At 58.3% G+C, this 12,301-nt stretch carries 8 protein-coding genes; 7 read left to right on the top strand and 1 reads right to left on the bottom strand.

What is annotated here, in order from left to right:
• Positions 1 to 31 precede the first annotated feature (31 nt).
• Positions 32 to 6,130 (top strand): helicase-like domain-containing protein, encoded by a 6,099-nt coding sequence (locus ACRQDJ_RS06465; RefSeq protein ID WP_284905822.1) that lies wholly within the window; start codon positions 32 to 34, stop codon positions 6,128 to 6,130.
• Between the two features lie 78 nt (positions 6,131 to 6,208).
• Here the strand turns inward: ACRQDJ_RS06465 and ACRQDJ_RS06460 are convergent, their stop codons facing one another.
• On the bottom strand, positions 6,209 to 6,553 hold the full coding sequence (locus tag ACRQDJ_RS06460; RefSeq protein WP_284905823.1) for a hypothetical protein: 345 nt from the start codon (positions 6,551 to 6,553) through the stop codon (positions 6,209 to 6,211).
• A 531-nt stretch (positions 6,554 to 7,084) separates the two neighbouring features.
• Between ACRQDJ_RS06460 and mobC the strand changes: the two genes are divergently transcribed.
• From mobC to ACRQDJ_RS06430, 6 genes are all read left to right on the top strand, one after another.
• The gene (gene mobC, locus ACRQDJ_RS06455; RefSeq protein ID WP_284905825.1) at positions 7,085 to 7,489 is read left to right on the top strand and encodes a MobC family plasmid mobilization relaxosome protein; all 405 of its coding nucleotides are present in this window, start codon (positions 7,085 to 7,087) and stop codon (positions 7,487 to 7,489) included.
• Complete coding sequence (locus ACRQDJ_RS06450) at positions 7,486 to 9,366, top strand: relaxase/mobilization nuclease domain-containing protein (protein ID WP_284905827.1); 1,881 nt, start codon at positions 7,486 to 7,488, stop codon at positions 9,364 to 9,366. Before mobC ends, ACRQDJ_RS06450 begins: the two co-directional genes overlap by 4 nt.
• A 99-nt stretch (positions 9,367 to 9,465) precedes the next feature.
• Complete coding sequence (locus tag ACRQDJ_RS06445) at positions 9,466 to 10,332, top strand: DNA-processing protein DprA (protein WP_435706437.1); 867 nt, start codon at positions 9,466 to 9,468, stop codon at positions 10,330 to 10,332.
• Positions 10,329 to 11,087: a hypothetical protein gene (locus tag ACRQDJ_RS06440; RefSeq protein ID WP_284905830.1), complete on the top strand. Its 759-nt coding sequence runs from the start codon at positions 10,329 to 10,331 to the stop codon at positions 11,085 to 11,087. The genes ACRQDJ_RS06445 and ACRQDJ_RS06440 overlap by 4 nt, the downstream gene beginning before the upstream one ends.
• 22 nt (positions 11,088 to 11,109) lie before the next feature.
• Complete coding sequence (locus tag ACRQDJ_RS06435; protein ID WP_284905832.1) at positions 11,110 to 11,547, top strand: DUF4913 domain-containing protein; 438 nt, start codon at positions 11,110 to 11,112, stop codon at positions 11,545 to 11,547.
• A gap of 145 nt (positions 11,548 to 11,692) precedes the next feature.
• Positions 11,693 to 12,301 carry a hypothetical protein gene (locus ACRQDJ_RS06430; RefSeq protein ID WP_284905834.1) on the top strand — a complete coding sequence of 203 codons (609 nt, stop codon included), beginning with the start codon at positions 11,693 to 11,695 and terminating at the stop codon, positions 12,299 to 12,301.

Below are 12,301 nucleotides of genomic sequence, written 5' to 3'. Positions count from 1 at the left end.
TCGCACCCCGAGTAGCTCCGAGCAGGAGGTGTTGGCGCGGTTTTCCGGGTGGGGAGGCCTCTCCACGCTTTTCGATACTCGTACCGACACTTACAAGCACGAACGCGAAGCTTTACAAGCCCTCATAGACGAAGACTCCTATAAGAGGGCGTTACAGTCCACAGCGAATGCCCACTACACCAACCCGACCATCGCCCGCACTTTGTGGGGCGCGCTGAGCAACCTCGGGCTGGTAGAGGGCGCGCGGGTGGTGGAACCCGGCTGCGGTGTTGGGATGTTCATCGGCACCGCGCCAGCAGCGGTGCGGATGGTGGGTGTTGAGATCGACCCGACCCCTGCCGCTATCGCCGCCAGGCTCTACCCCAACGCCGACATACGAGCACAGTCTTATACGGACACTGACCTTGACGAAGGCGGTTATTTCGACGCGGCTATCGGGAACGTTCCCTTCGGTAATTACCGCCCGTATGACCCGGTCTATAACCCCGGTGGCCACACCGTCCACAACTACTTTGTGAGTAAAGCGCTAGCGCAGGTGCGGCCCGGTGGCATCGTCGCCGTATTAACGTCGCGCTACACGATGGACTCGAAGAACCCGGGAGTGCGGCGCGAACTCTACGCTAGGGCCGACCTTGTGGGTGCTGTCCGTTTGCCGGCCGGCACGCATGAGGCAATGGCCGGCACTGATGTCGTCTCCGACATCTTGATCTTCCGGCGGCGGGAAAAAGGCGAAGAACCTCAGCCTTTCGATTGGGAATACACCCACCCACTCACTATTGGTGCGGGTGAGTTTCCTGTGAATGAATACTTCCACACCCACGCGGAGCATGTCTTGGGGGAGTGGGAAGAAACCACCAACCAATACGGCCCGGCGCTTAGCGTGAGTGGGAATATAGATGCGCTGGAGGGGCAACTTGCCACCACCCTCGCCACAATCACCTCCCAAGCAAGGGAGGCCGGTCTTGTATTCGCCCCACGACAAGACGCTTACGAGGGTGAGATTGAGTTGCGCCCGGTCGACCAGGAAAAGCTCGGCCGCATCACCAAGACCGAGGCTGGGTTCGAGCGCTACACCGCAAGTGGTAACAAGCCTGTGAAGGTTGCGAAAAACGCTACCGCTCAACTCACGACGTTGCTTGATTTGCGTGACCAAGTGCGGGCGCTGGTGGAGTTTGAGTCCCAAACCCAGGAAAACCCACCCACACTCACCCAAGCGCGCAACCGCCTCAAAGCCGCATATGAAGCGTATGTGGCCAAGTATGGTCCACTCAACTCCCAGCGGGAGCGTTGGTATACGGACCGGAAAACCGGGGAAGAAAAACTCTCCTGGGTTGACGTACCTGCGGTGCGGGTCTTCCGCTCTGACCCGGACGCGGCCTTGACCATGGCTATTGAAGTTTTCGATAAAGACGCCCGCACGGCACGCCCGGCCGGGATCCTTGAGCGCCGCCAAATCGGCATCACCTTCAAACCCCTGGGTGCCGATACTATCGAAGACGGCTTGGCTATCTGCATGGTTGAGAAAGGCCGAGTCGACACCGAATACATTGGCTATCTCACCGGCTTGGCCGATGAGGAAGTCACGGCCGGCTTGCGCGAGCATACCTTCTTCGACCCAGAGACTGGCGAGCTGGTAGAGCGCAGCGCTTATCTGTCGGGCAATATCCACGCCAAGGTGGTGGCCGCCCAAGACGCACTCGAAACCGATGCCCGCATGAGCGAGAATATCGCGGCTCTCAAGGCTGTCATGCCCGAACCACTCGCCCTATCGGATATCGAGATCAGCCCGGGGGCGCCGTGGATAAGCGTAGCCGACCACCACGCCTTCTACTCCGAGGTCGTCATGGGGTGGCACCAACAGCGCGTCGGGCAGGTTGGCTATAACCCGGTTACCGGTGCTTGGAAAGCCGTCCAGGACGGCTACCAGCCTTCCGCAAAGGCCCGCCGCATATGGAACACGGAACGCCGTAGCGGCACTCAGATTTTTGAGGCGCTTCTCAATCACACCCCTATCACGGTGAAATCTAAAACCATTGACGGTGAAGAATTCATCGACCGCGCCGAAACCGCCTCCGTCGCCCAGAAAATGGACGATATGGCCACCGCTTTCACCGAATGGGCCTGGGCAGACGGCGAGCGCGCCGCACGGCTCGAGGCCCGCTACAACGAGATGTTCAATTCATATCTGCCCCGCGACTACACAGGCATGGGCGAAAAACTCACCCTCCCGGGTCTGGCGAAAGACATCACCCCGTATTCACATCAACGCTCTGGCGTGGCACGCATGATCTACCAAGAATCCGTCGGGCTATTCCACCAGGTCGGGGCAGGCAAGACAAAGACCATGATTATGGGGGCGATGGAACTAAGGCGCCTCGGACTCATCCACAAACCCGTCATCACGGTGCCAGCGAACGTGCTTTACCAGTTTGCCTCGGAGTTTCAGCAAACCTACCCCGCAGCGCGTGTGCTCACCGCTACCTCGGATGATCTGACCAAAAGCGGGCGGCGCGAGTTCGTTGCGAAAGTCGCCACCAACGACTGGGATGCCGTCGTCATGACCCACGAGCAATTCAAGGCATTGGGCTGCTCAAATAAGACCCAAGCAGAATACATCGAGGCGCGCATTGATGAGCTGGAAGAAGCGATTAAGGCCAGCGATTCTTCCTCCACAATCAACGAAATGACCAACCAAATCAACTCGCTGGAAGGTACCTTGAAAAAGGCACTCGATCACCCCACCGACCCCGGTATCTCGTTTGAGGAAACCGGCATCGACTACATCATCGCCGACGAAGCACACCGCTACAAAAACCTCAAAATCATCACGAAACTTGAGGGTATCGGTACCGGCGACGGTAATGCCTACACGGCCGATTTGGACATGAAACTCCACTATCTGAGAGCCAAGAATCCGGGTGGGAGGATTTGCACCCTCGCCACTGCCACCCCCATCTCCAACTCCCTGGCCGAAGCACATACCATGATGCGATACCTCGCACCTAGCGTGCTCAAAGACGCCGGTATCGAGCCTTTCGACGCGTTCGCGGCGACCTTCACCCGCTCGGAACGCAAAGCTGAAATCTCACCCTCCGGGGGATTCCGCATGCGTACCCGCATCTCACGCTTCCACAACCTCCCCGAATTCCTGAGCCTGTGGGGTATCGCCGCCGACGTCAAAACATCGGCCGAACTCTCCCTCAACATCCCCCTGCTTGCGCCAAACGCGGATGGTGAGCGCGCCCCGCAAATCGTCTCCATCGACGGCGGAGAAAACATGAAAGCCTTCATGGACGATATCGCGAGGCGTGCTGATCGCATTGCCGCGGGGAGCAGCGGCAACGACAATATGCTCGCCTTGAGTACTGACGGGAGGCTTGGTGCGCTTGACCTTCGGCTGCGCGGCCGCGAACCTATCGACCACCCCGTCAGCGAAGTTGCCGCCCGTAACATCTACCGGATCTGGGAACAGACTAAAGACAACCGCTATAGCGGCATCGATGGTGAAGAATCCGCTATCCCGGGGGCGTTGCAGCTGGTCTTCTGCGACTACGACACACCCAAGCCTGGGTGGAATACTTACGATGCGCTCCGAAGCGAACTCTATGAGCTGGGTCTGCCGGAAGGCTCGGTGCGGTTCATCCACGAAGCACCCAATAATGCAGCAAAAGAAGAATTGTTCCGGGATTGCCGTGAGGGGAGGGTTGCGGTTTTGATTGGCTCAACCCAAAAAATGGGCACGGGTACGAACGTCCAAAAACGCTGCATCGCCACCCACCATCTTGACGTGCCGTGGCGGCCGACCGACATTACCCAGCGCGACGGACGTATGGTCCGCCAAGGCAATGAAAACCCGGAAGTCTACAATTATAGGTATGTGGTGACGGGTTCGTTTGCTGCCTATATGTGGCAGACGAATGAGCGTAAGGCGCGCTCGATCGCGCAGATCATGACCAACAAGACTGGTACGCGCTCTGTCGAGGATGTTTCGCCGGAGGAGATGGAGGCCGGGCGTGCGAAAGCAATCGCTACCGGAAACCCGCTCCTGCTCGAGAAATGCGAAGTGGACGCAACCCTGCAAAAATACAAGGCCCTGCACTCGTCTTGGCAGAGGACTCGTAACCGGGCCATCGACGACACCCGCACCCTCGACCTGCGCATTCGGGCGAGCGAGAAAACCATCGCCACGTTGGATCACCTCCAGGGCTACATACGTGATACGAGCGGGGATCGGTTCTCGATCCGTATCGACCTAGGCACCTTTACGGAGCGGACCGCGGCCGCCCAGGCCCTCTCACGGGCCGTCTCCGCACGCATATCGCCCTACATCATCGAGAACGTACGCCGCACGGGCGGCACGTATTCCGTGCCCCGGGGCGTGAGAATAGAACTCGGTGGCATCGAACTTGATATCGCCCGCGTTGAGGCCGACAGCCGCCTAGGCACGGTCTCCGATGTCTCTATCATCTTCACACCCGTGGACCTGAAAGAAGTGCGGTATGGGCCACGGGCCGGTATCCCGCTCTCTATCTTGCAGCGCGGCCAAAGTGGTCTCATCCAACGCCTAGAAAACCTCGTCGCTGGACTTCCCCAGCGTCTCGAGGAAGAAAAAGAAAACCTCGAGTTCCTACGGGAAGAAGCCCAAAGCGCCCAAGAACTCTCCACCAAAGCCTTCCCACACGAGGCAGAGTACGCGGCCGTGCGTACCCGTTCGAAAGAAATCACTCTTGCCCTCGAAGACCAAGGAGACACCAAAGCCCACCGCGAACAAGAGGCGCGTTTCCGGGAAGGCATTAAATATGAGGAACACGAGGGATTCTTCGAGGGGCTAGCCGGCTGGCCGCGTATCCCCCTCCCACCCAAACCAACCCCGATAGACACTATCGAGAATTGGAAAACCCTCCCGGCCGTCGCTAGATATGAGTCACGCGAATACACCTGGGAGGTGTTGGGGATTGTTGCCGGCAACCAAAACGGCCAAGCCCTCACGCGCCTAACAAGCAACGCGCAAACACACCTGTTTGTCGCGGACCTTCTCGAGCTGGAAGCCATGGCCGACCCACTCACCCACGCACCGGGCACGGTGGCGCAGCCACTCGTCCACCGCACCCCACTCGACGAGGGCCAAGGGGAAAGTAAAACGCTAGCGGCCACCGATAACCACAGCGAGCAAAGAGAGCTAAGCGATGCGGTGGAGGTGACTGGCGACGTCGCCGATCATGTAGACGACGAACAGCCAGCGGCCACGATACGACCGAGCATCCCTACTCTCTACGACGGTGTCGAGCGCAGCGCGCTCACTGAGGCCGCGCCCGGTGTATTCATTGCGAAGTACGGTGAGAGCGTCGTTACTTTCCTTGACGAAGAACGCAACGAGCAAGTCGGCTTTCCGTATCATAGGATCTTCCCTGAACCCGGCGAACCCGCCTTGTATGCCTACCCAGACCTGGATATTGAGCACACCGGCAACATTGCGGGGAGCGGGCAAGTCGCCCGTGCCTTGCTCCTCGACTCGCGCCAAGACGCCGCCTATCTCGACGAGGTAGCGCCCGGGTGGAGCGCCGACGTCGATGCACAAACCGAACCCGTGGCGCGTGATCTTGAGACCGCAGACGCGGATGACGTCACCAGTGAGGAGAGCGTGAACGTGCGGTATGTTCCACCTATCTACCGGGGTGAAACACCCGAGCGCGTGGAGGTGCTTGCCCCGGGTATTGAAACCGCAACCTATGAGAGCGCGGGAACGATAGTGTTCCTTGATCCTGAGGTGGATGCGCTCCTTCCGAGCCGTTTTCGCGCGTCCTTGTTTGCGTATCCCGGATCCGAAACAAGCGCTGCTTACCGTGAAGACCGACCACGCGAAGCACAGCTACGTGGCAGTGCACAACTGGTGCGCGCACTCTTGTTAGGCAGTAGGGAAGACGCACGCTACTGTCACCAAATTGACCCGGCATGGACCGACGACGCGGCGAGTGTGCGGGCCGAGTATCGGGCGTATTGCGCGGCGAACTATAAGCGCCAAGCGGCCGCTCCGATCTTCACTGCGGTGAGCCGAGCGGTAAACGCAGCACGCACTCTTAGCGCGCGTGAAGCAAGCGATCCGCGCGAGCACGGCAACGCACTCATGTAACTATCGCGTTGCTAAAACGCGAGACGGGCGGGACACCCACATGCACGGGGTCCCGCCCGCCGTGCATTTCGCAACGAACTACATCGCGCCACCTTGTTCGCTACTTGTTTGCTCCACGTTGTGCGCGTCTGCGCTCGCACTAGTCGTGCGTTTGGCGCGCGGCTTTTTACGCGGTTGAACCGGCGCAGTTAGCCCATAGTTTTTTAATTCGCGCTCACTCCACCCGGACTTCAAAGCCTGCGTCCACGCACCCCGATACTCACCCTCAAGCACGCGCAAGCGCGCCGCTATTTCTTGCAAACGCACACCTGCCCCAAGGCGCTTGGTGAAGCGTTCTTGCTCGGCCGCACGCAACGCCTCCACCTCTTTACTCGCGCATCCAGCGCTGCTTGTCATCGCGTTAGCGTCCATGTTTTCGTCCACGAAAATTCTCCTTACATCACTGCGCCGCTCTTTTTTGCGGTGCTACTAACTAGGGGGCTTTGCACGCACACGACCCCGACAAGAAACTTGGCAACAATTCGCACTGCCCACGCCACGCGTTACCCTTCCCCTGGCTGTTTGCGGGTGGGGTGAGGCTCTGCCTCACACTCCGCCAGGGGCACGGGTGCCCCTGGACCTCCGAGGCCCGTGCCAACAAAGTTGGCACGGATGAGAACGCGCCACCCGGCCCCTCTGCACACCCAATCCACCACCCGCCCAACCACACCCAGCGGCCCCGCAGGCGCGCGCCCAGGGCGCGCGCAAATCGGAGCGCCCGGCCGCTACGCGGCCACCCGCCCCGGCCAACCCGCTCAGCGCTGCGCGTAACCTCCACGCCACGAGTGGCGTGGAGCAAGCTAAAGATTCGTGTGCACGAATCAGCTTGAGGGGCTATACTAGCCACAAGGCCCAAGCAGAGTTCCGCGCTTTGCGCCCGGGCCGGGCCTCATTGTGAGCGAGGGAGGTGGAGCGGTGGCGAGCAACACGGAGTCGGTGCGCGCGCCGATCACGTACGCCTCGACCGCGCCGAAAGACGACCCGCGCCGCTCCTTCCACCTCAAACTCAAGCACTCTCAATATGAAGAACTGAAAATGAAAGCGGCCGGCGCGCGAGTGTCCATGTCGGACTACCTCGTGCGCTTCGGATTGGGCCGGAAGGTTGAGCAAGTCAGCGCCGGTGAGATACGCGAAGTGCTCGCTGAGCTACGCAAACTGCGTCGGCAAATCCAAGGCGAAGCCACCAACATTAACCAGATCGCACACTGGGCAAACAGTGAACAAGCCTTCCCCGCGGAGGCACGTGAAGTCGCTGCGCAACTGCGCTCCCAAGTCAACGCGATCAACTTACTGCGCATTAAGTTGGTGGAGCTTTTATGATCCCGAACATCATGCGCGGCGGAGATATCGGCGGCTTAGTGCGTTACTTGTTTGGGCCGGGGCGCGCCAACGAACACAGTGATCAGCATATTGTTGCGGGCAGTGAAGACATCGCTTCCGAGTGGGCTTATGGCGGGCGCGTCCTCGAGCAAGACGAAAAAAGAATCGTCGCGAAACTCCTCGACCAAAACCGCCTTGAGCACGGCACTCAGATTCTCGGTGAAGTCACCCGCTGGGACTATAAAGAAGAACGTGCTATCCCCGTGTCGAAAGAAAAAACACCCGCCCACGTCTGGCACTGCTCGCTCTCCTTGCATCCGGATGAAGAACCTTTGAGTGACGAAACATGGGCGAATATTGCGCGCGATTTTGTGGAGGGAATGGAATTCGACAACCGAGCAACAACCTCGAAGTCGCCGTGCCAGTGGATAGCTGTGCGCCACGGATTCACCAAGAACGGTGGCGACCACATTCATATCGCGCTCGTGCTCGTGCGTGAAGATGGGACCAAAGGCAATACTTGGCTCGACTATAAGCGCTCCCAAAAACTCTGCACGGCTTTGGAAGAAAAATACGGTCTCGCGGTCCTCGAATCACGCAAACACAACTACGCTTCCCGGGGCTACAAAACCGAAGACAACAAGGAGCTGCGTCTCGATTTAGAGGCAGCGATGCGCCTGGCAGCCGGTGCGGCCTCTACCGAAAGCGAATACCTCGAAGAACTCACGCGCCACGGCATACAGTTCCGGCCCCGCTACGCCAAGGGCCAAGGCGTTGTCGCCTACACCGTCACCAAAACCGAGCCCGGTAAACGCGCTATCTGGATTGGCGGAGGACGTGTGGCCCGCGACCTCACCCTCACCCGCCTACGCGCCCAGTGGAACGACACCCTAGAGGAGCGTCGCAAGGCAGCTGACCTATGGAACCCGCTCAGAGACCCGGCACCGCATACGCCCGCGCAAGCACGGATGCTTGAAGAAAAAATCCGAGACATCGCCGGCAGCGTCGCCAGTGAGAGCGACTTCGCCACCCGGTTGCGTGCATCGGGCCTGCTCGTATCCGCACGCCTCAACGACGAAGCAAGTGAAGCAATCTCGTATTCGGTGGCCGCTAAACCCGAACCCGGACACAAACCCACCTGGTACTCTTCAAGCCGTATGTCGGCCGACGTCGCTTTGTCGGTGTTGCGCGAGACGTGGTGGGACAACCCGCTTACGCGATCAAGCGCGGTAGCGATCTGGAAACCCGCCTCCCGCACACGTGACAATGATGAGGCACAGGTATGGAGTGAGTTCGGAAAAGCACTCACCCAAACCATTACCGACATTGAGCGCGCCGACACCAGCGATTGCATGGCAGTGGCCGATAGCTGCGCTCGTGCATCCGCACTCTTCGCCGGCCTCGCAAACGCCTACGGCCCAGAACAAGGCCGCGCCTTCGCCCGTGCATCCCAAGTCCTAGGCCGGCGCGCCCAAACCAAACACACACCTGCGCCTCATCGCTACTCGCCCGCGTTTACGAGCGGGTTGCGGGCGCTCAGCGCTTTGAGCCGGCCGCGTAGCCGCGCCGCATGGGTCAGCAACCAAGTCATGGACTCAATGGAACGTATCGTCACCGGTATTAACCGGCTCCAGACCGCCCACGGCGAACTAACACTCGCCCGCCGCACGCTAAAAGAAACCAAGACCGCCCTCGCAACACTCGCCGCGCCCGAACCACGCACCGACGCCGGTAGTCGGCTTCCTGGAGTGGAATACGGGCAGCCCGATTGGAGTGGGCTAACGCTGGATGGACAGATAGACCTGCGTAAAGGTAAGGGAAGCGAAGCTAGTTATGGAAATGCGCCAAGTCTCGGAGAAGGAAACTGGAATGCCTAAGGTTGCACGCCTGGCATGGTCGTTTCCAGTGACGCTTCCCCTTTACGAATATGGTGGTAACGCTAAGATTGCAATCAAGAACAGGAGGTGGCAACAACGATGAGTCAGCTAGCGGACATTCTTGCTCTCGCGCGTAAAACCAATAAGAAGATCACGCAACCGGTACGCCTCGCCACCCTGCTTTATGAGGGGATTGACGCAGCCTTTATGGAGGTCGACCCCGGAGCGCTCCAGCCATGCCAGATAGAGCGCGAACAAGCCACCCGCGATATTACTACCTGGCAAGAGCGTGGCATCAATATCCTCTCGGTCTTAGATCACGACTATCCCCAATACCTCGCCCAAGCACGCGATGCTCCCTTGCTCATCTACTACGAAGGCGAGATCAATCCTGTAGACCGAGCGGTCGCTATTGTTGGCTCACGCCAAGCCACACGAGAGGACTGTGAGCGCGCGCGAGTGATCGCCCACCTAGTGGTTGAGCAAGGCTATAGCGTCGCCAGCGGACTCGCGCGCGGTATCGACACCGCAGCTCACGAAGGCACCTTGGAGGCTGGTGGGCGCACCATCGCCGTCATGGGAACCGGTATCGACATTACATATCCGCCCGAGAACGGGCAGTTACGTTCGAGAATTGTTGAGAGTGGGGGCCTGGTTCTCACCCAATTCGAGCCAGGCGCTCCGCCAACCAAGGTGTCGTTCCCGATGCGCAATGCCACCATGTCCGGATATTCCCAAGCGACCATAGTGGTGGCCGCTGGCGAATACTCTGGAACCCGCAACCAAGTACGCGCCGCACTAGCGCACGGGCGCAGCGTTATCCTGCTCGCGCCCGTCGTTCGTCAAACACAATGGGCAAGCAAGCTCGCGGATAACCCGGGCGTGTATATCGCGTCGACCATGAAGGAAATTCGCCAGGCATTGGAGAATATCGCGCGTGCCTACAACCTCTTTGCCCTGACATGATTACCCGGCAGGAACTCTCCCTTATCTGGGCACAAGCCGGCCCGACCATTGGGAACCTTGACTATATTTCCGCTGATTTAGAACCATACGTATGTGCGGTGTGCCGCGGCCCTCTCGACCCTCGATACAAGTACTGCCCGCGCTGCCGTCACTACCCAAAGCTTATCGACGAGACTGGCTTTTGTACCTACGTATCTAAGGGTGGCCAGCTCTTGCGCTACATGTATGACTACAAGGCACGCGGGAATCAGATCAAGCAGGGCCTGGCACGACCAGCACTATGCATGATCCTGGGCATCCAGCTAAACAATCATCTAGATTGCACATGCGGGAAAATAATCCGAGGCTACGATGCCTGGACACTCGTTCCCTCAACTAAACGCGCTCCAGAAGAAGGCACTGCCCACCCCCTTTACCACATCCTCACCAACACTATCCGCCTGAATGAAGACCTTCCCTACCTGCCTATCCGAAGCCTCGACACCGGCAGCGATCCACGCCAAGTAAGTCCAAACAGATACGAATTCGCTATACGCCCAACCCCGCCGAGAGTCCTCGTCATCGACGACACCTGGGTATCCGGTTCCCATATCTTCTCGGTCGCAGCACGCCTGCGTGAATACGGAACCCGGCACGTCTCCACATTGTGTCTTGCACGCATGATTAATCCCGACTTCTATAACGGGAAAACCATCCTTGAGACGGCCGAAAAGACGCATATCGGCCACGCCGTTCACTACTGCCCATGGCTATAAGTTAAGTGAGGAGAGGATTTTCATGCCCGGAAAACAAAAATTCAAACCCATGTATGCCGATGAATTCGCTTTCTTCGAGAAATGGCTCGCCCCAAACTACCGCCGCTCCATCACCACCGGCTGCGTATGGTGCCCCTTATGGTGGGACCACCCCGAAGCTAGAACCCGGGTTAGGGCCATGTGGGAAGCCTGGGAAATCTACCGCTTCGAGCGGCCCGTAGGCGGCCTCGCGGCATGGTTCACCGACGTCGCAGACCCGATGATGCGCGTCCTCCTCGACCCGAACAACGTTTTCAAAGGATGTACCGCAACGACGCACTACGCACGCTCGGGCAGGGACCTTTCGTTGCCGTTCGTTTCTTTCACACAGGAAACAGGTGAAGAAATAGCAACCCGGCGCGAAAATGTTCCCGGGCAAAGGGAAACGGCACCAGCTATCTACTTTCCGGTAATGAGCTAGATCCGTCCTCGCGGTGCCGGGGTTCCTCGACCTATTCTTTCCCCTACGAAACCTTACAGGCAGTATGGATCCAAAGTAGCGGCTCATATTGGTTGGCTACTTAAAATGGTTCATCGCAAGCAATCACCATTTAGAAAGGCCAAAAATGATCGCCTGGGAAAACTTGCTCACCGGGTTCGGTTTTAAATTTCGAACCCTCGTAAACCTTGTGGTTTCGTCTTATCTCCTGGCTTCAATCTTGTCGTTTTTCAGATTCGGGGAATCCGGATTTTCTAATTTCGCCGGCGTTGCGCGTTCCTTTCAACTTGTCGCACTGGGAGACTGGATTGAGAACACTTACCAATCACTCAAATCTGAAATCCCCGAATCTGCGCTGGAGTTTGTTTTTACGATATGGCTCATTTTGATATGTTTTTCTTTTGTAGCTGATTACAAGAATGGAGCTCCATCAAACTTTGTACCGAATTCTGCTTTCGCAGCTGCCTGTATTTGGGCTCTCTGGGTCGATTTTATCTCCCCTGGGACAGCCTGCATTTATGCGCTGGGAGGCATTAGCGTGGCCCTCTACGTGCTTTTTCGGATAGACGGGGGAGAAACTCTATTAATGGCGATCATCGGAATCTTGGTTACTTTTGTCTACGTAGTACTGGCATTCCCGCTGTGGTTTGCAGGATCAGATGCAGCAAACCACAGCGGCGATTTCGAGCGCGGTTTCAGAGCTGGGCGCTCGCTTTCGGCTCGAAATCGAACGTAG

This window comes from Actinotignum urematis, assembly GCF_051264595.1.
GTDB classification, from domain to species: domain Bacteria; phylum Actinomycetota; class Actinomycetes; order Actinomycetales; family Actinomycetaceae; genus Actinotignum; species Actinotignum timonense_A.
Note: the sequence above shows the minus strand (reverse complement) of the source record. Positions and strands in the feature narration are given on the sequence as shown.